Origin of the sequence: Corynebacterium hansenii (assembly GCF_030408795.1) — a bacterium.
Classification (GTDB): domain Bacteria; phylum Actinomycetota; class Actinomycetes; order Mycobacteriales; family Mycobacteriaceae; genus Corynebacterium; species Corynebacterium hansenii.
Genome location: NZ_CP047211.1, coordinates 2,735,991 through 2,755,179, shown reverse-complemented (window position 1 = coordinate 2,755,179; position 19,189 = coordinate 2,735,991). Strand labels below are relative to the sequence as shown.

Sequence of the window (19,189 nt, the reverse complement as noted above, 5' to 3'; positions counted from 1 at the left end):
TTCCGCGATGCCATCCAAGGACATCGCCGTGAGCGTCCGGGGTTTCTCGCGCTCTCGGGTCTTTGCGGAGCGGTGATTCGCCGATGCGGCGCCGGCCGCGGCGGCTACCGGCCGATGACCGCCACCGAGGTGCCGCGCAGCCGCTCGCGGGCGCCGGCGACGAGCTCATCGAACTCATCGGCCCATCCCGGGCGGTCGGCGCGGAATCCGGCGGCGGCCTCGGCGTCCGGCGACACCCCGTCGGGCCGTGCCTTCTGGATGGCCCAGGTGAATGCGGCCTTTCCCTCAAACTCCGTGGCCAACTCCGCACCCGGCTCGGTGGCCACGCCGGCGAGCACGTCGGCGATGCCCGGCACGCCCGCGACCGCCGGTGAATCCGGCCACACGGTGGTGCGGACCTCGAGCGCCGGCCGTCGGGCGCCTGCCCCGTCCGGAACCGGCTCGGCCCCCGCCGTTGCTCCCGGCGCCGCGCCCATCATCGCTCCCGCGACGATCTCCAGGCTGCGCAGCACCTTCGCGCCGGCGACGAGCTGGGCCGGCGCGAAGCCGCGGCCGGCCTCCCCGCCGCCGTGCTCACCTCCGCCAAAGTCCCCGCCGCCGTACGCGACCCGCGCATAGGCTTGCGCGTCGCGGGGATCGGACTTCACGTCCAGGCCGATCCACTCGGGGCAGTGCTCCCGCACGATGCGCCCGAGCGCCTCCGGGTAGCAGCCCGACGTGTGCAGTCCCACGGCGAAGCCCATGTCGTGCACCGCGTCGATTGCGGTGCCGAGCCCCCGGTGCATGGTCGGCTCCCCGCCGGTGAACACCACGGCGTCGAGCAGCCCCCGCCGCTCGCCCAGCAGGTCCAGCACCCCGCGCCACTCCAGGTCATGCGCCGCCGCCCCGACGTCACCGCACTTCGCCGCATCCCGAAGATCCGGGTTGTGGCAATACGGGCAGCGCCACGGGCACCCCTGCAGGAACAGCGTCGCCGCCAGCGTCCCCGGCCAATCGACGGAGGAAAAGGGCACCACGCCCGCGACGGGCACGGGAGCCGGGGCGACGTCGCAAAGCGAATCAGGCGACATGACCCTGCGAGGCGAGATGGCCCTGCGCGAAGGCCAGCCGCTCGTGGTGCTCGCCCTTCTTGCCCACGTTGAACGACGACACCGGGCGGAAGTAGCCCATGACGCGCGTCCACACCTCGACCTCGCCGCCGCAGGTCGGGCACGCGTCGACCTCGCCGGACCGGTACCCGTGCACCGGGCACACCGAGAACGTCGGCGTCACCGTGACGTAGGGCAGGTGGAAATTCTCCAGCGACCGGCGGACCAGCGCCGCGCAAGCATCGCCGGAATTCAGCGCCTCGCCCATGTACAGGTGCAGCACCGTGCCGCCGGTGTACTTCGACTGCAGATCCTCCTGCTCCGCCAGCGCGCGGAACGGGTCATCCGTGTAGCCGACGGGCAGCTGGGAGGAATTGGTGTAGTACGGCTCGTCGTCCGTGCCGGCCTGCAGGATCCCGGGGTACCGGCGCCGGTCCTCGCGCGCGAAACGGTACGTCGCGCCCTCCGCCGGCGTGGCCTCCAGGTTGAACATGTGGCCGGTCTCCTCCTGGAACTCGACCAGGCGGGCGCGGATGTGGTCGAGCAGGTCCGCGGCCATCCGGTGCCCGCGCGCCGTGGTGATGTCGTCGGCGTCGCCCGTGAAATTGCGGACCATCTCGTTGATCCCGTTGACGCCGAGCGTCGAAAAGTGATTGTCCAGGCCCGGCAGCCACCGCCTGGTGTACGGGTACAGCCCGTCGTCGATGAGCTTTGCGACGGTCCGGCGCCTGGCCTCGAGCACCCCCACCCCGAGTGCGAGCAGATCGTCGAGCTCCGCCAGCAGGGCCGGCATGTCGCCGGCGTGGAGGAACCCGAGGCGCGCGCAGTTGACCGTGACCACGCCGATGGACCCGGTCAGTTCGGCCGAACCGAACAGGCCGTTGCCGCGGGCGAGCAGCTCGCGCAGGTCGAGCTGCAGTCGGCAGCACATCGACCGGATCTGGCCGGGGTCGAGGTCGGAGTTGATGAAGTTCTGGAAGTACGGCAGGCCGTAGCGCGCCGTCATGTCGAACAGGCGGCGGGCGTTCGGGTGGTCCCAGTCGAAGTCCGGGGTGATGTTGTACGTGGGGATGGGGAAGGTGAAGGCCCGGCCGGAGGCGTCGCCGCGGCCCATGACCTCGATGAACGCGCGGTTGAGCATGTCCATCTCCGCCTGCAGCTCGCCGTAGGTGAAATCCGCGGGTTCGTCGCCGACGAAGGGGATCTGATCCCGCAGCTCCGGCGGGCAGACCCAGTCGAAGGTGAGGTTCGTGAACGGCGTCTGCGTGCCCCACCGCGACGGGACGTTGAGGTTGAACACGAACTCCTGGATCGCCTGCTCGACCTGGTCGTAGTCCAGCCCGTCGAGGCGCACGAACGGCGCGAGGTAGGTGTCAAAGCTGGAAAACGACTGCGCGCCGGCCCACTCGTTCTGCAGCGTGCCCAGGAAGTTGACCATCTGGCCCAGCGCCGACGTCAGGTGCTTCGGCGGGGCGGAGGACACGGCGCCGGCGACGCCGCCGAAGCCCTCCTCCAGCAGCGCGCGCAGCGACCAGCCCGCGCAGTAGCCGGCGAGCATGTCGAGGTCGTGGATGTGGATCGCGCCTTCGCGGTGCGCGGCGCCGGCCTCCGGCGCGAAGACGTGGTCCAGCCAGTAGTTGGCCACCACCTTGCCGGAGGTGTTGAGCATCATCCCGCCCAGGCTGAAGTCCTGGTTGGCGTTGGCGTTGATCCGCCAGTCCGCGCGGTCGAGGTACTCGTCGATGGTGGAGCAGGGGTCGATGAGGTGCGGGGAAGAGGGCGTCATGGCCCTCACCCTAAAACCCGAATCACATAAATGGGATTCGGTGAATCGTGACATTACTTACACGTATCGACGGGAACCGCCACAAGATGTGGGGCTGCACCATTGTCGAGCGGCCATAAGTTGTGTGGCCGCTATCGACGCCGACTGTTTGCCCCTCCGTTCGGGGGAGGGAGGGGCGACGGCCGCCGCGGTTTCGCGCGGCGGCCGCCGGGGATCGTCCGGCGGGGTTACTCGCAGGCGATGCCATCCCTGTCGCGGTCCAGTGCGGCGCGGTAGCCGGGCTCTCCCGCCAGGATCGGCGCGGCACCCGCGGCGCGGGCGGCCTTGCAATTGGGGTAGTACACGTCACCGCCGCCACCGGTGACCGGAGCCGGAGCCGGAGCCGGAGCGGGCGCGGGTGCGGGCTCGGGCTGGGGTTCGGGTGCCGGAGCAGGAGCGGGCTCGGGAGCCGGCTCGGGTTCCGGCTCGGGCGCGGGCTCCGGTTCGGCTGCCGGGGTGGGCTCGGGGATGGGCTCGGGCGCAGGCTCTGCCTCGGGAGCGGGCTCCGGTTCGGGCGTGGGGTCTGGCGCAGGCGCTGCCTCGGGCGCGGGCTCGGGCTCCGGTTCGGGAGCGGGGTCTCCCATGATCCCCGCGGGGGCGACCGGGGCCTCTGCGGCATCCGTGGCGCCGGCCTCGTCGGCGATGGGGCAGGCGACACCGTCTCCGTCGGGGTCGAGTTCCGGGCCGTAACCGGGGTCCCCGGCGTACAGCGGCGCGGCGCCGGCGTCGAAAGCCTGCTCGCAGTTCGCGTACGTCGGCGGGGTCGCAACGGGGACCACCGCAGGGGCCACGATCGGGGCCGGAGCCATCGTGGACGGCGTCGTGGTGGGCGTCGGGGTGGCCGACGATGAAGTGGCGGAAGTGGGGCTGGCGGACGGCGTCGTGGTGGACCGCGAGCTGGTGGACGTCGAGGAAGGTGTCCGGGAAGACGGAGCGGAACTCGACGTCGAAGAAGTGCTCGACGGTGCTTCCGCGTCCACGGTGCCGCCGGGCGAGCCGCAGGCGGCCAATGCCAGCGAGGTGGCGGCGAACGCGCTCAGCGCGACGCGCCGCAGCGGGCGACGCGTGCGACCGGTGTCGTGGGGGAGGGGGGTGCGGGGAGAACGGAATTGCGGGTTCACGAGATTTTCTTCGGCAGGGGCCCGCGATCGCGGCGGGCCGGGGACGAATGGCCCCGTCATAATGGCCCGCCCCACCGCGCGGGCGGAAATCCGGTTAACCCCGTTAGGGTGGCCCGGGCGGTGCGCCCGCGGCCACCGGATCCCTATCCCGCCGGGCGCAGCTGATCCTGGCCGACCAGCTGGGCGCCGTCGCCCTCCCACGGCTTGGGCAGCATGCGCGGGACGACCTTGCCCACGGCGTTGCGGGGCAGCTCGTCCATGAACACGGTCTCGCGCGGCACCGAGTGGCGGGCCAGGCGCTGCCGGACGAAGGTGCGGATCGACTCGTCGGTGAGCGCCTCGCCCTCCGGCGAATCCTCGCGGACGACCCACGCGACCAGGGCCTGGCCGAAGCGGTCGTCGGGCACGCCGGCGACGGCGCATTCGCGGATGCCGGGCAGGTTGGACAGGGCGTCCTCGGTCTCGCGGGGGAAGACGTTCTCGCCGCCGGAGACGATCATGTCGTCCTCGCGGCCGGAGATGTACAGCATGCCGTTCTCCAGGCGCCCGAGGTCGCCGGTGCAGACCATGCCGTCGATGATCTCCTTGTCGGCGCCCGGGCGGGTGTAGCCCTCGTAGAGCATGCCGTTGCCCACGAAGATGCGGCCGGTCTCGCCCTCGCCGAGCTCGTTGCCGTCGGCGTCGCGGATGGAGACGCGCGTGCCCAGCGGTGCGCGGCCGGCGGTGGTCGGGTTCTGGGCGAGCTCCGCCGGGGTGGCGATGGTCGCCCAGCTGACCTCGGTGGAGCCGTACTGGTTGTACAGGACGGGACCGAAGCGGTCGAGGGTCGTCTTCACGATGTGCTCGGGGATCGCCGAACCGCACGACGCGATGACCTTCAGCGGCGACGTGCTCACGTCGTAGTCGTCGGGCATGACCTCGACCATGCGCTGCAGCATCGTCGGCACGACGAAGATCGTGTGGGGGTTGTGCGCCTCGACGATGTTCAGGGCGTCGGTGGGGTTGAAGTGGCGGCGCAGGATCATGGTGGACCGCAGCGCGATGCACAGCTGGGCCGTCGCGAAGCCCCACGTGTGGAACAGCGGCGCCGCCAGGTAGGCGGGCCGGTTGTGGCGCAGGGGGATGCGGCTCATGATCGACGACGCAGGCATCCACGACTTCGGCTCCGGGCGGCGGGCGCCCTTCGGGGTGCCGGTGGTGCCGGAGGTCAGGATGATCACGCGGCCGCGGCGGGGGCGCGTGGGCAGGTCCGCGGTGGGCCAGGCCTCCGGCGGGGCGGTGCGCAGCATCTCGCGCATCGACGTCCAGCCCTCGCGGACGCAGGAGGTGTCGGTGTGGTCCTCGAGCCACGACACGGCGACGGGGCACTGGTCGAAGTCCTCGGGGAGCATGTGGGTGAATTCCTCGTCGATGAAGAGGAAGTCGATCTTCTGCTCGCGGATGACGGAGCGGGTCTGCTCGGCGGACGCGCCGGTGTTGAGCAGCACCAGGTCGGTGCCCAGGCGGCCGTGGGCGCACAGGGCGAGCAGGAAGCCGCGGTGGTTGCGGGACAGCACGCCGATGCGGTCGCGGGGCCGGATGTCGCCGTGGCGCAGGGCGCGGGCGAGGCGGTTGGCGTTGTCGTGGAACTCGGAGTACGTCATCGACCCGCCGTCGTCGATGATGGCGGTGTGGTGGGGGTCGCGCGCGGCGGCGATGCCGAGCAGCCCGGAGGGCAGGAAGTCCCAACGGTAGATCGAGTGGGCGGCCTTGCCCATCGCGCCCGGGCCCATCGCGCCGAGCACGCCGGCCTTGGTCACCGGGGCGAGGCCCCGGATGAGGTCGCCCGTGCCGCGCAGCGATTTCCGGGCTCGCGCGCGGAACTTCTCCGCGGCGCCGATTTCCGCGGTGTCGGCGTTGGTCGTCGCGTGGACGTCGATCTTCTCGGACATCTGGCTCGCGCCTCCTCTATGGGTTCCTTGTGAAAAAGAACCATATACGTGGCGTAAGTCACCGCGAGGGCTTTTTCCGGGAAAACCCCGGGCCCGGTGCGGGGCCCGCATTTTCGCTTGTCGACGGCCCGCGCGGGCACCGGTTCAGCGCGTCACCGGGCGGGGACGTGGTCCAGATCGAGGGCTTCGGCGACGTACCCGTTGCGCAGCGTCCCTTCATGCGTCATCAGCCCGTCGGCAAGCCCGGGCAGGACCTCCGCCGCGCCGGGCCAGCTGTGCTCGGCCAGGGCCATCGCATAGGGGAGGGTGGAGTTCGCCAGCGCCTGCGTCGACGTGTTGGCCACGGCGCCGGGCATGTTGGTCACGCAGTAGAAGAGGGTGTCGTGGACCCGGTACACCGGGTCGTCGTGGGTGGTGGGGCGCGAGGATTCGAAGCAGCCGCCCTGGTCGATGGCCACGTCGACCAGCACCGCGCCCGGCTTCATGCGGGCGACCAGGTCGTCGGGCACCAGGGTCGGGGCCTTCGCGCCCGGGACGAGCACGGCGCCGATGACCAGGTCCGCCTGGAGCAGCTCCTGCTCGATCTCGTGGGCCGTGGAGAAGACGGTGTCCACCGTGCCGCGGTAGATGTCGTCGATGCGCTTGAGCGCCCGCGGATCCAGGTCCAGGACCGTGACGTCCGCGCGCAGGCCGTGCGCCATCGCCACCGCCGACGCGCCCACCTGGCCCGCGCCGATGATGGTCACCCGCGCCGGGCGGGTGCCGGGGACGCCGGGCAGCAGGATGCCGCGGCCGCCGAAGTGGCTCATCAGGTGGTACGCGCCCACCTGCACGGCCAGCCGGCCGGCGACCTGGCTCATCGGCGTCAGCAGCGGCAGCTCGCCGCGGTCGTCGGTGACGGTCTCGTAGGCGATGGACGTCGTGCCGGCGTCGAGCAGCGCCCGCGCGCACTCCGGGGCCGCCGCCAAATGCAGGTAGGTGAACAGGATCTGGTCCCGGCGCATCAGGTCGAACTCGGGGCCGATGGGCTCCTTGACCTTCAGCAGCAGATCGCCCTTCGCCCACACCTCCTCGGCGGAATCGACGATCGTCGCGCCCGCGTCGGCGTACGCCCGGTCCGGCATCGAGGACCCCTCGCCGGCCCCGGCCTCCACGAGAACCTCGTGCCCGGCTCGCGTCAGCGACGCCACTCCGGACGGGCTGGCCGCGACGCGATGCTCGCCGCTCTTGATCTCGCGGGGGATTCCGATGCGCATGGGGTGCTCCTGGTCGGGGAAACGGGGTTTCCCACAATCATGGCCCCGACGGGGAGGGCCGCACCAGTCCCGAGGGGCGCGGGCGCCTAGAGCCCCAGCACCGCCTTCGCGATGAGGAAATACACGATCAGGCCCGACGCGTCGCAGAACGTCGAGATGAACGGCGTGGAGAACACCGCCGGGTCGGCCTTGATGGCCCGGGCGATCATCGGCATGATGCCGCCGACGGTGGCGGCGATGGTGCAGATGGACACCAGCGTCAGCCCGATGATCAGCCCGAAGTCGAGCCCGTAGACGACCCCCGCGACCACCGCGCCGATCAGCCCCAGCAGCACGCCCATGGTCACGCCGACGCGGACCTCGCGCCACGCCACCTTCCACGTGTCGCGCAGCCGCACCTCGCCGACGGCCAGGGCGCGGGTGACCGTCGTCGCCGCCTGCGAGCCGGTGTTGCCGGCGGTGCCGGTGAGCAGCGGGATGAACAGCGACAGCGTCACCACCTTGGCAAGCGCGTCCTCGAACATCTCCAGCACCTGCACCGTCAGGATCGCCGACAGCGCGAGCACCAGCAGCCACACGATGCGCGACCGCACCAGCGTGGCCACCGACGTGACCAGGTACGGGCGGTCCAGCGGCTCGGACGCGCCGGCGCGGGCGGCGTCCTCCTCGTCGGCGCGGTCGATGATGCGGTTGGCGTCGTCGATGGTCAGGATGCCGATCAACCGCCCCTCCTCGTCGACCACCGGCGTGACCAGGTGGGTGGTGCGCACCGCCCGGCGCGCCGCGGTCTCGGCGTCCTCCGACGCCGTCACCGACTCCGGGGCCTTCATCAGGTCGCGGACGGTCAAGGGGTCGCCGGCTGCCTCGCCGCCCTCGCCGTCCTTACCGCCGGCCTCGCCATCCAGCGCGAAGATCAGGTCCCGCAGCCCCACCACGCCCTCGAGGCGGCGGTGGTCGTCGGTGACCATGAGCAGGTACACGGTCTCGGCGCCCTCGCCGGTGGCTCGGACGTGCGCGATGGCCTCCCGTGCCGTCATCCCCGGACGCACCCGCACGTATTCCGTGGACATGTGGCGGCCGATCGCGCCCGACGGGTAGCCGAGCATCGGGGCGGTGAGCTTGCGCTCCTTCTCCGACAGCCCGGAAAACAGCTTCGCCGACACCGACGCGGGCAGCTCGTCGACCAGCGCCGCGCGGTCGTCGGGGTCGAGGTGCTCGAAAACGCCGACGACGTGCTCGTCGCGAAGCCCCGTCAGCAGCTCCGCGCGCATGCTCCCGTTGAAGCGGTCGAACACCTCCAGCGCCAGCTCGCGCGGCAGCAGCCGGTAAATGATCGCCCGGTCATCCGGGTCCTCCCGCTCCAGCACGTTGACCAGATCCGACGGCGGCATGTCCCGGATCAGCTTCTCTATCGACGCCAGATCCTCCTGCGCCAGCATCAGCGCCAGATGGTCGGCCAGGACGTCGAACTCGAGTCGGTCGCGGGAGGTGGTCATGCCCCCGACCCTATCCGAAAGTCCGGGCGGGCCCGGGCCGGCCGGTCGCCGCCGGCGCACGCACGCGCGCCGCTTGCTTTGCGACGGATGCCGCCGGTAATTTCGGCCGCCGTCAATCCCCAGTTCAGGCGCTGTTCGCTATGGGCGTACGCCCGAAGGGACGAAACGCGGGCGGGGCGTCGTTAAGCTTCAGTGAAACCGTTATATGGATTCCGGACGACACCGAGGAGAATGATGTTCGAGAGGTTCACCGACCGCGCCCGGCGCGTCGTCGTCCTGGCGCAGGACGAGGCACGCGAGCTCAACCACAATTACATCGGCACCGAGCACATTCTGCTGGGCCTCATCAGCGAGGGCGACGGCGTCGCCGCGAAGGCCCTGGAGTCCATGGGCATCTCCCTCGAGGCCGTGCGCTCCGAGGTCGTCGACATCATCGGCCGCGGCGCCCAGCCGCCCAGCGGCCACATCCCCTTCACCCCGCGGGCCAAGAAGGTCCTGGAGTACTCGCTGCGCGAGGCCCTGCAGCTGGGCCACAAGTACATCGGCACCGAGCACATCCTGCTCGGCCTGATCCGCGAGGGCGAGGGCGTCGCCGCCCAGGTGCTGGTCAAGCTCGGCGCCGACCTGCCGCGCGTGCGCCAGCAGGTCATCCAGCTGCTGTCCGGCTTCCAGGGCGACGACTCCGACGGCCCCGCCGGCGGCCCCGAGCAGCGCCCCGTGGGCGCCACCTCCGGCCAGCGCGTCGCCGACGGCAACCACCAGGCCGGTTCGCTCGTGCTCGACCAGTTCGGCCGCAACCTCACCGTCGCCGCCCGCGAGGGCAAGCTCGACCCGGTGGTCGGCCGCGAGAAGGAAATCGAGCGGATCATGCAGGTGCTGTCGCGCCGCACCAAGAACAACCCGGTGCTCATCGGCGAGCCCGGCGTGGGCAAGACCGCCGTCGTCGAGGGCCTGGCCCTGGACATCGTCAACAACCGCGTGCCGGAGACCCTGAAGGACAAGCAGCTCTACTCGCTGGACCTGGGCTCCCTGGTCGCCGGTTCCCGCTACCGCGGCGACTTCGAGGAGCGCCTGAAGAAGGTGCTCAAGGAGATCAACCAGCGCGGCGACATCATCCTGTTCATCGACGAGATCCACACCCTCGTCGGCGCCGGCGCCGCCGAAGGCGCGATCGACGCCGCGTCGATCCTGAAGCCGAAGCTGGCCCGCGGCGAGCTGCAGACCATCGGCGCCACCACCCTCGACGAGTACCGCAAGCACATCGAGAAGGACGCCGCCCTGGAACGCCGCTTCCAGCCGGTCAACGTGCCGGAGCCGAGCGTCGACCTGTCCATCGAGATCCTCAAGGGCCTCCGCGACAAGTACGAGCAGCACCACCGCGTGTCCATCACCGACCAGGCGCTGGTCGCCGCCGCGACGCTGTCCGACCGCTACATCAACGACCGCTTCCTGCCGGACAAGGCCGTCGACCTCATCGACGAGGCCGGCGCCCGCATGCGCATCAAGCGCATGACCGCCCCGGCGGACCTGCAGGAGATCGACGGCCGCATCGCGGACGTGCGCCGCGAGAAGGAAGCCGCCATCGACGCGCAGGACTTCGAGAAGGCCGCTGGCCTGCGCGACACCGAGCGCAAGCTGGGCGAGGAACGCCGCGAGAAGGAAAAGAAGTGGCGCTCCGGCGAGTCCGACACCATCACCGAGGTCGGCGAGGAGCAGATCGCCGAGGTGCTGGCCAACTGGACCGGCATCCCCGTGTTCAAGCTCACCGAGGAAGAGTCCTCGCGCCTGCTGCGCATGGAGGAGGAGCTGCACAAGCGGATCATCGGCCAGGACGAGGCCGTGCAGGCCGTGTCCCGCGCCATCCGCCGCACCCGCGCCGGCCTGAAGGACCCGAAGCGCCCGTCCGGGTCGTTCATCTTCGCCGGACCGTCGGGCGTCGGCAAGACCGAGCTGTCGAAGGCGCTGGCCGAGTTCCTGTTCGGCGACGAGGATTCGCTGATCCAGATCGACATGGGCGAGTTCCACGACCGCTTCACCGCCTCGCGCCTCTTCGGCGCCCCTCCGGGCTACGTCGGCTACGAGGAGGGCGGCCAGCTCACCGAGAAGGTGCGCCGCAAGCCGTTCTCCGTCGTGCTGTTCGACGAGATCGAGAAGGCCCACAAGGAGATCTACAACACCCTCCTGCAGGTCCTCGAGGACGGCCGCCTCACCGACGCGCAGGGCCGCGTCGTGGACTTCAAGAACACGGTGCTCATCTTCACCTCGAACCTGGGCACGCAGGACATCTCGAAGGCCGTGGGCATGGGCTTCTCCGGCGTCGGCGAGCAGGATGCCGACGGCCAGTACGAGCGCATGAAGGGCAAGGTCAACGACGAGCTGAAGAAGCACTTCCGCCCCGAGTTCCTCAACCGCATCGACGAGATCGTCGTGTTCAAGCAGCTGTCCCGCGAGGAGATCGTGGAGATGGTCGACCTGATGCTGGCCCGCGTCTCGGAGCAGCTGAAGGAAAAGCGCATCACCATGGACGTCACCGATCAGGCGAAAAACCTGCTGGCCAAGCGGGGCTTCGACCCGGTGCTGGGCGCCCGCCCGCTGCGCCGCACCATCCAGCGCGAGATCGAGGACCAGCTGTCCGAGAAGATCCTGTACGGCCAGATCGGCATGGGCGAGACCGTGCTGGTCGACGTCGACGGCTGGGACGGCGAGTCCGAGGGCTCCGACGCCACGTTCACCTTCGTCACGAAGGCGACCGACGGCGCCGAGGTCCCCGATGAGCTCGACGGCCTGGAGGCCATGGGCGCCGCCGACGGCACCATCGGCACCGGCGCCGGCGACGTCATCGACGCGGCCGAGGCCGCCGTGGAGGAGGCCGCCCGCGAGAGCGAGGCCGCCGAGTCCGGCTCCAAGTCCGGGGCCGATGCCGACGCCGAAGACGACGGCCGGAACGCCGACGGCGACCGGTAAAACCGGGCCGACCGGAACGCGGAGAGCCGTCGGCACGCGGCGCTGACCGGCCGCTCCACGGCAACCGGGACCGGGGCCGCCACGCTAGAATCGGGCGTGGCGGCCCCGGTTTTCTCGCGGCGCACCCCGCCCGCGCCCGGGCCGCGGCAACCGGTCACCGAGTAGCGAGGAGCACCGACATGGGGATCTTCTTCCGCAAGCGCACGAAGTTGGGCAAGGATTCCTGGCTCAACTGGTCGAAGTCCGGGGTCTCCGGCTCCAAGCGGGTCGGCCCGGTGACCATCAACAGCCGCGGCGGATTTTCCATCCGCCTGGGCAAGGGGCTGAACTACCGGGGCCGCTGGAAGTAGTGGCCCCCGGAAGCGGTGGCCCCGCCCGGTGACGGCGCGGTACGGTTCATGACATGACAACATTCGCCGTGCTCCAGCCCCGCGAGGTGCCCCTCGGCGGGTACCGCGCCATCACGGTGCGCCGCACGCTGCCGCACGTCGAGCGGACCAGCGTCGGCCCCTTCATCTTCGCCGACCACTTCGGCCCGGCCGCGCCGTCGATGGACGTCGCCCCGCACCCGCACACCCACCTGGCCACCTGCACGTGGCTGTTCTCCGGCCGCGTGCGCCACGACGATTCCGCCGGCCACCACCTCGACGTCGTCCCCGGCGACACCGTGCTCATGGTCGCCGGCAACGGCATCGCCCACTCCGAGTACTCCTGGCCCGACGGCCCCGAGCTCCACGGCGTCCAGCTGTGGCTCGGGTACCCCACCGACGAGCGCCACGCCGAACGGGGCCTGCACCACTTCACCACCGACGCCGTCACCCACGGCGGCGTGACCGCGCGGGTATTCCTCGGCGAGCTGGTCGGGGAAGTCGGCGAAGTCGGCCGCGCGGCCGGCGGGGAAGTGGGCACTGCAGCCGGGGGAGCGGTGCCCGAGGACGCCCGCTTCGGTTCTTCCCCGATCCCCGCCCCGCGACGCGCCCTCGCCGCCGAACTGCGCATGCGCCCCGGTGCGACGCTGACGCTGCCGCTCGGCCGGGAGGTCGGCATCCTCGTCGATTCCGGCTCGGCGGAGCTGGGTGACGGCTCTACCTCCGCCACCTCCAAAAACTGCGCCACCGCTGGCCCCGCCGCCCTCGCGTACTCGCGCGGCCCCGTCGCCGAGGCCACCATCACCGCGGGCGCAGACGGCGCGACGCTGGTGCTCCTGGCCGGCGACCCCTACGGCGAGGACCTGCTGATGTTCTGGAACTTCGTCGGCGAATCCGAATCCGCCGTCCGCGCCGCCCGCGATGACTGGGAGGACGAGCGCACCCGCGCCCTCCGCTACGGCGTCGTGGAGGGCTACCCCGGCCACGAGGGCGAACCCACCCGCGCCCAGGTCGACCGCATCCCCGCCCCGCCGATGCCCTCGGTGCGGCTGCGGCCCCGGCGGAACAGGTGACCGCGCCCGTTCAACACGTCCCCGCAGCCCCCGGCGCGTCCGGCCCACCCATCACGCTGACCAGCCACCCGAACGCCTCATCCTGCGTCAACTGCCACGCCAGCCCATGCGAGGCGTCGCCCAGGTCTTCGTCGACCTCCGCGTAGGTCACGTTCGCGCCCGCGTCGCACCAATCCCGCACCAGGCGCCGCGCGCCGGCGACGGGAATGACGTCGTCCTTGATGTTGTGCGTCACGAACACCGGCATCCGCGGCGCCGTCGTCCCCAGCTTCTGCTCGTCGACGGCCTCCCGCAGCCGCGGCCCGGCGCCCGAGCCCAGGTGCGCGGCGAACGACCGCCCGTCGACGGTGAGGTCCGCCGACTTCTTCCGCCCCCACAGCGCCAGCGTCGCACCGACGCACTGCGTGGCGGTCTCGCTCAGGAAGCGTTGGCCGTCGGCGTCGAGCATGGCGTCGACGTCGCCGCGGATCTCGGGGTACGCCGCCATCAACCCGTTGATGGCGTAGCCCATCGCCCCCGACAGCGGCGACCCGTCGATTTCCGCTGCCGTCGACGGCAGATCCGCCGGCACCCCGCCCGCGTAGACGGCGCGGATGTTCAGCTCCGGCGCGTGCTCCGCCGCCAACTCCGCCGCGGCCGCCGACGCCGCGCCGCCCTGCGAGAACCCGAACACGGCGATGGGCGTCTCCCTGCCAGGCTCCGCGCCACCTCCGCCGCCCAGCAGCCGCTCCGCCGCCCGCGCGACGTCGAGCACGGCGTGGCCCTGCGCCTCGCGCACCAGATACGTGTGCGGGCCCGGCGTGCCCAGGCCCTCGTAGTCCGTGATGGCCACCGCCCACCCCAGGTCCAGGAAATGGCGCGCCGGCGGAGGGGGAGAGGTGCCGAAGTGCATGGTCATCGACGGCGCGCAGTTGTCCGCCGCCCCCTGCGTCCCCGGCGCGATGATCAGCAGCGGCCGCGGCCCGTCCCCCGTCCACTTCGCGGTCGGTTCCAGCACCGACCCGCTGACGACGTTCGGCCGCCCGTGCACGCCCCGCGAGGCGTAGACGATGCGCCGCGCCGTCTTCACGCTCGGCGACTCCACCGCCAGGTCCATCTGCGTGATGACCGTCCCCGGCGCCCTCTCCACCGGCGGCGGCGTCCCCCGCCCGGCGTCGGCGCCCTCGAAGCCCGACGAGCACCCCGCCAGCGCCACGAACGCCGCCACCATCGCCACGGCGACGAACGGCACGAAACGACCCCGCACCGGGCCGTCTCCCACCGATGAAGCGCTCATGCCGCCAGATTAACCCCGCCCTACCTGGGCAGGCGGAACCGCCCGTCGGCGTCCTGGACGGCCAGGCCGTCGTCGAGAAGCGAAAACAGCGCCCGCGACCGCTGCGCCGCATCGGGCCACACCGCGTCGAGCAGCTCCCGCTCCACCGGCGACTCCGCGCCGCGCAGCACGTCGAGCAGCTTGCCGCGCACCTGCCGGTCCGTGCCCTCGAACTTCTGCACCCGCTTCTTCGCCGCCGCCAGCTCCTCCTCCGACGGCTCGGGCGACCCCGCCGCCACCCACGCGCACGACTCCCGCACGGGGCACGCCCCGCACTCCGGCCGCGTGCGGCACACCGTCGCCCCCAGCTCCATCCACGCGGCGGACAACTCGGCGGCGGCGGGCGGGTCGTCGTAAAGCAACTCCTCAACGGCGGCCATGTCCGCCCGCCTGTGCGCGCCCGGCAGGAACGTCGCCTGCGCGTGGCGGCGCAGCACCCTGCGCACGTTGACGTCCACCACCGGCGTCCGCGCCCCGAACGCGAACGCGGCCACGGCCCGCGCCGTGTAGTCCCCGATCCCCGGCAGCGCCAGCAGCGCGTCGACGTCGGCGGGTACCCGGCCATCGTGCTTTTCGACGATCGCCGCCGCACATTCGCGCAACCTCAGCGCACGCCGCGGATACCCCAGCTTGCCCCACTCGCGCAGCACCTCATCCGCCGGCGCGGCCGCCAGATCCGCCGGCTCCGGCCACAGCCCCATCCACCGCCGCCACGACGGCGCGACGCGGGCCACCGGCGTCTGCTGGCTCATGACCTCGCTGACCAGGATCCCCCACGCCGACGTCCCCGGGGCGCGCCACGGCAGCTCGCGCGCGTTGCCCCGGAACCACTCGACCAGGTCCCCGCGCCAGTCGCCGGAAACGCCCCCGCCGCCGCCATCGCGACCCCCGTTTTGCGCCGAAACCAAAACCCGATTCACTCCATTCAACCGAAACCTTGCAGAATGGATGCTATGACACGCACCCCTGAATCAGTTTGGAAGCACCTGCTCGAGGGAAACCACCGTTTCATGGAGGGTCAGTCCGCCCACCCGAACCAGGACCCCTCCCGCCGCGAGAAGCTCACGGCCGGCCAGCACCCCGGTGCCGTAGTCCTCGCGTGCTCGGACTCCCGCGTGCCCGTCGAGATCATCTTCGACCAGGGACTCGGGGACATCTTCGTCATCCGCACCGCCGGCCAGATCACCGACCTGTCCGTGCTGGCGTCCCTGGAATTCGCCGTCGACGGCCTGGGCGTCCCCCTCGTCGTCGTGCTGGGCCACGAGTCCTGCGGCGCCGTCAAGGCCGCCCACACCGCCCTCGAGGGCGGCGACCTGCCCGGAGGTTTCCAGCGTGTGCTCATCGAGAAGGTCACCCCCTCCCTGCTCGCCGCCCGCAAGGACGGCCGCACCGAGGTCTCCGAGTTCGAGCAGCGCCACGTCGCCGAAATCGTCGAGCACATCGTCGACCGCTCGCCCGAAATCAAGGCCCGCCTCGCCGACGGGCGCGTCGGCGTCGTCGGCCTGCGCTACCGGCTTTCCGACGGACTCGCCGAGACCGTCGTGACCAAGGGAGTCAGCGAGAACCCGCTAATCTGAGTCCGTGACCAACCGACCGCTGCCCCCGGAGATCTACCGGCGCCGACGCATCGCCGCGCTGGTGCTGGCCATCGCGTTGATCCTCGTGATCGCGGGCGTCGTCAGATGGGTCGCCGGCGGCATGGGGTCGGACGAGGGCACCGACCAGGCCGCGGAAACCAGCGAGTCGGTCACCGTCAGCCGCGACGACGGCGTGGAAAACACCTCCGCGCCCGCCGGCGACTCCTCCGAGCCCTACACCACCACCGACTCCGCCGCCCCGTCCGAACCGGCGGACAAGGACAAGGACACCTGCGAGCTCGCCGACCTCAACCTCAAGGTCACCGCCGACAGCCCCAACTACGGCGCCACCAACCCCCGCTTCGCCCTGACGCTGTCCAACCCCACCAAGGCCGACTGCAAAATCGACCTCGACCGCGACACCCTCCGCTTCGAGGTCTTCGACATGACCAGCTACGAGCGCATCTGGTCCGACCTCGACTGCCACGACTCCGAGGGCAGCGGCACCGAGACCATCAAGGCCGGCGGTGAAGTGGTCTACGACGTCAACTGGTCCCGCAAGACCTCCGCGCCCGGCAAGTGCACCGAATCCGACCGCCGCGACGTCGGCGCCGGCAGCTACCTCGTCTACGGCCTCGTCGGCGACCGCAACTCCGACCCGTACACGTTCAACATCCGGTAGCCCCCCAGGTTTACTGCAACCGGTCAAGCCCCTGTCGCACGTGGCGCGCCCACAACGGGCCGACGCCCTCCAGCGCGGCGAGGTCCTCCGTCTTCGCCCTCAGCAGCGACGGCAGCGTCACGAACCGGGCCACCAGCTTGTCCATCAGCGAATACTGCATCCTGGGCACCCGCGCCAACGCCCGGTAACCGCGGGGATCCACCCGCTCGCCCAGCGCCTCCGCGTCCGTCGGATACCCCAGCACCTGCGCCACCGCCCGCGGACCCAGCAGATCCGGGTCCGGCAACTCCGCCAGACCGGCCAACGCGGCATCCACGTCGGCCTCGTCGGGAAGCCCCGATGCCGTGACCAGGTAATCGTGCAGCAACAGCCGCGCGTTCGGCTCGGTGTCCGCGATCAGCTCGCGCAGCTGCACGTCCAGCTGGTGCCCATCCGACCCCAGCGCCACCACATCCAGCGACACCGACTGCGCCGCCCGCCGCAGCAGCTCCGACAACCGCAGCACGCCCACGACCTCCGACGCCGACGCGTACCCCGCGATCTCCGCCGTGAACAGCGCCTCCGACTCCGCGTCGAGCCGCGACCGGTACCGCTCGATGGTCCCCAGCGCCTGATTCGCGCGCGACAGGATCTCCGCCGAATCCTTCAGCACGTGCCGCGCCCCATCCGCGTACACCGTGATGATGTCCATCGACTGCGACACCGCGATCACCGGCACCCCCGTCTGCAGCGCCGTCCGCTCCGCCGACCGGTGCCGCGTGCCCGACTCATCCGTCGGCAGCGACGGATCCGGCACCAGCTGCACGTTCGCCCGCCGGATGCGCGTGCCATCCGTCGACAGCACCACCGCCCCGTCCATCTTGCACAGCTCCCGCAGGCGCGTCGGCGCGAAGGCGACGTCGATCTCGAACCCCCCGTCGCACAGGCCCTCGATCTCGTCGTCGAAGCCCAGGACGATCAGCGCCCCCGTGCGGCCGCGGCGGATCCTCTCCAGCCCGTCGCGGATGCCCGTCCCCGGGGCGAGGGATTTCAGCAGTTCATGGCTCGGTTCCGACACGCGCCCATTTTAGCGCCGCCGAATACTCGAATATGCATCGCCGCAGGCTAATCCAGCGCGGCGTCAATCGCCTCCGCGATCGTGCCCACCCGCACGAGCCGCAGCCCCTTCGGCGCCTGCCCGGGATCGGTCTCCCGCGGTACCGCGGCGTGCGTGAACCCCATCCGGGCGGCCTCCTTCAGACGCCGCCCGACGTCCGGGACGCGGCGGACCTCGCCCGCCAGCCCCAGCTCGCCGATGACCACCATGTTTTCCCGCACCGGCCGCTGCCTCGCCGCCGACGCCAACGCGATGCCCACCGCCAGATCCGACGACGGCTCCAGCAGCGTCATCCCGCCCACCGTGGCCACGTACAACTCGCGCGACGCCAGACCCCGCATCTCGTCCGGGCCATGCTGCGCCACGATCGCCGCGACCATGGGCACGCGCCGCTGATCCAGGCCGGACACGTTGCGGCGGTTGCCCTTCGCGTCCTGCATGTCGACGACCAGCCCCTGCACCTCCGCCAACATCGGGCGGCGCCCCTCCATCGCCACAGTGACGGCCGTGCCGGGCGTGGGGGAGCGGTGATGCAGGAACAGCCCCGACGGATCCTCGACCTCGCGGATGCCGTCCGCCGTCTGCTCGAAGCACCCCACCTCGTCGGTGGCACCGAACCGGTTCTTCAGGCCGCGCAGGAACCGCAGCCCCGAGTGGCGGTCGCCCTCGAAATTCAGCACCACGTCCACCAGGTGCTCCATCGTCCGCGGGCCGGCGACCGTGCCGTCCTTGGTCACGTGGCCGACCAGCAGAATTGCCGTGCCGGACTCCTTCGCCAGCGCCGTCAGCGCCGCCGTCACCGCCCTCGCCTGCGCCACCCCGCCCCGGGTGCCCTCCACCCCGGCGGCCTGCATCGTCTGCACCGAATCGACCACCAACAGCCCCGGCTTCACAGCCAACGACTGCTCGATCACTTCCCCCACGTCCGACTCCGCCGCGAGATACAGCTCGTCGTGAAGCGCCCCCGTCCGCTCCGCCCGGAGCCGGACCTGCCCCACCGACTCCTCGCCCGTCACGTACAGGGCCGGGCCGAGCTCACCCGACGCACAGCGGAACGCGACCTCCAACAGCAGCGTCGACTTGCCCACCCCCGGCTCGCCCGCCAACAACACCACCGACCCCGGCACCACGCCGCGGCCCAGCACCCGGTCGAGCTCCCCGATGCCCGTCGGCACCGCCTTCGCCAGCCCCGGGTCGACCCCCGTGATGGGCGTCGCCGCGACCGCCGGCAGCCCCGACGCAGACGAGACCGCGGACCCGGCCGAACGCGCACGTCCGACCGGTTCCGCGGTCTCGACCAAAGAACCCCATTCCCCGCACGAAGGGCACTGGCCCACCCATTTGGATGCCCGCCAACCACAGGCGGAGCAACGGTAGGACGGGCGGCCCTTCGCCAC

General features: G+C 71.3%; 15 protein-coding genes. 5 read left to right on the top strand and 10 right to left on the bottom strand.

What is annotated here, in order from left to right; genetic code table 11:
* Positions 1-104 precede the first annotated feature (104 nt).
* The 6 genes from CHAN_RS12225 to mgtE all read right to left on the bottom strand — a co-directional run bounded on the left by CHAN_RS12225 (position 105) and on the right by mgtE (position 8,717).
* Positions 105-1,070 carry an anaerobic ribonucleoside-triphosphate reductase activating protein gene (locus CHAN_RS12225; RefSeq protein WP_290290129.1) on the bottom strand — a complete coding sequence of 322 codons (966 nt, stop codon included), beginning with the start codon at positions 1,068-1,070 and terminating at the stop codon, positions 105-107.
* Positions 1,060-2,874, bottom strand: a complete 1,815-nt coding sequence (locus CHAN_RS12220) for a ribonucleoside triphosphate reductase (protein ID WP_290290126.1) — start codon at positions 2,872-2,874, stop codon at positions 1,060-1,062. The genes CHAN_RS12225 and CHAN_RS12220 overlap by 11 nt, the downstream gene beginning before the upstream one ends.
* Positions 2,875-3,101: 227 nt before the next feature.
* On the bottom strand, positions 3,102-3,722 hold the full coding sequence (locus tag CHAN_RS12215) for an excalibur calcium-binding domain-containing protein (RefSeq protein ID WP_290290124.1): 621 nt from the start codon (positions 3,720-3,722) through the stop codon (positions 3,102-3,104).
* 455 nt (positions 3,723-4,177) lie between these two features.
* Positions 4,178-5,965 carry an AMP-binding protein gene (locus CHAN_RS12210; RefSeq protein ID WP_082144597.1) on the bottom strand — a complete coding sequence of 596 codons (1,788 nt, stop codon included), beginning with the start codon at positions 5,963-5,965 and terminating at the stop codon, positions 4,178-4,180.
* Between the two features lie 152 nt (positions 5,966-6,117).
* A complete protein-coding gene (gene ald / locus CHAN_RS12205) occupies positions 6,118-7,221 on the bottom strand; it encodes an alanine dehydrogenase (RefSeq protein ID WP_290290122.1) in 1,104 nt (367 codons plus the stop codon).
* Positions 7,222-7,307: 86 nt separating this feature from the next.
* A complete protein-coding gene (gene mgtE / locus CHAN_RS12200; protein WP_290290120.1) occupies positions 7,308-8,717 on the bottom strand; it encodes a magnesium transporter in 1,410 nt (469 codons plus the stop codon).
* A 234-nt stretch (positions 8,718-8,951) separates the two neighbouring features.
* Here mgtE and CHAN_RS12195 point away from each other — a divergent pair, with 234 nt between their 5' ends.
* The 3 genes from CHAN_RS12195 to CHAN_RS12185 all read left to right on the top strand — a co-directional run bounded on the left by CHAN_RS12195 (position 8,952) and on the right by CHAN_RS12185 (position 13,122).
* The gene (locus tag CHAN_RS12195; RefSeq protein WP_290293516.1) at positions 8,952-11,681 is read left to right on the top strand and encodes an ATP-dependent Clp protease ATP-binding subunit; all 2,730 of its coding nucleotides are present in this window, start codon (positions 8,952-8,954) and stop codon (positions 11,679-11,681) included.
* A gap of 179 nt (positions 11,682-11,860) precedes the next feature.
* Positions 11,861-12,031 (top strand): DUF4236 domain-containing protein, encoded by a 171-nt coding sequence (locus CHAN_RS12190; RefSeq protein WP_290290117.1) that lies wholly within the window; start codon positions 11,861-11,863, stop codon positions 12,029-12,031.
* Positions 12,032-12,084: 53 nt separating this feature from the next.
* Complete coding sequence (locus tag CHAN_RS12185; RefSeq protein WP_290290115.1) at positions 12,085-13,122, top strand: pirin family protein; 1,038 nt, start codon at positions 12,085-12,087, stop codon at positions 13,120-13,122.
* A gap of 10 nt (positions 13,123-13,132) precedes the next feature.
* Here the strand turns inward: CHAN_RS12185 and CHAN_RS12180 are convergent, their stop codons facing one another.
* Positions 13,133-14,398 carry a lipase family protein gene (locus tag CHAN_RS12180; RefSeq protein WP_290290113.1) on the bottom strand — a complete coding sequence of 422 codons (1,266 nt, stop codon included), beginning with the start codon at positions 14,396-14,398 and terminating at the stop codon, positions 13,133-13,135.
* A gap of 20 nt (positions 14,399-14,418) precedes the next feature.
* On the bottom strand, positions 14,419-15,276 hold the full coding sequence (locus tag CHAN_RS12175) for an HhH-GPD family protein (RefSeq protein WP_290293514.1): 858 nt from the start codon (positions 15,274-15,276) through the stop codon (positions 14,419-14,421).
* A gap of 171 nt (positions 15,277-15,447) precedes the next feature.
* Here CHAN_RS12175 and CHAN_RS12170 point away from each other — a divergent pair, with 171 nt between their 5' ends.
* Positions 15,448-16,014 carry a carbonic anhydrase gene (locus CHAN_RS12170; protein WP_377748493.1) on the top strand — a complete coding sequence of 189 codons (567 nt, stop codon included), beginning with the start codon at positions 15,448-15,450 and terminating at the stop codon, positions 16,012-16,014.
* Positions 16,015-16,018: 4 nt separating this feature from the next.
* Positions 16,019-16,696 (top strand): hypothetical protein, encoded by a 678-nt coding sequence (locus CHAN_RS12165; protein ID WP_290290110.1) that lies wholly within the window; start codon positions 16,019-16,021, stop codon positions 16,694-16,696.
* Between the two features lie 10 nt (positions 16,697-16,706).
* Here CHAN_RS12165 and disA read toward each other — a convergent pair whose 3' ends face one another.
* Positions 16,707-17,753, bottom strand: coding sequence for a DNA integrity scanning diadenylate cyclase DisA (gene disA / locus CHAN_RS12160; protein WP_290290108.1), 1,047 nt, complete (start codon positions 17,751-17,753; stop codon positions 16,707-16,709).
* Positions 17,754-17,800: 47 nt separating this feature from the next.
* The gene (gene radA, locus CHAN_RS12155) at positions 17,801-19,189 is read right to left on the bottom strand and encodes a DNA repair protein RadA (protein WP_290290106.1); all 1,389 of its coding nucleotides are present in this window, start codon (positions 19,187-19,189) and stop codon (positions 17,801-17,803) included.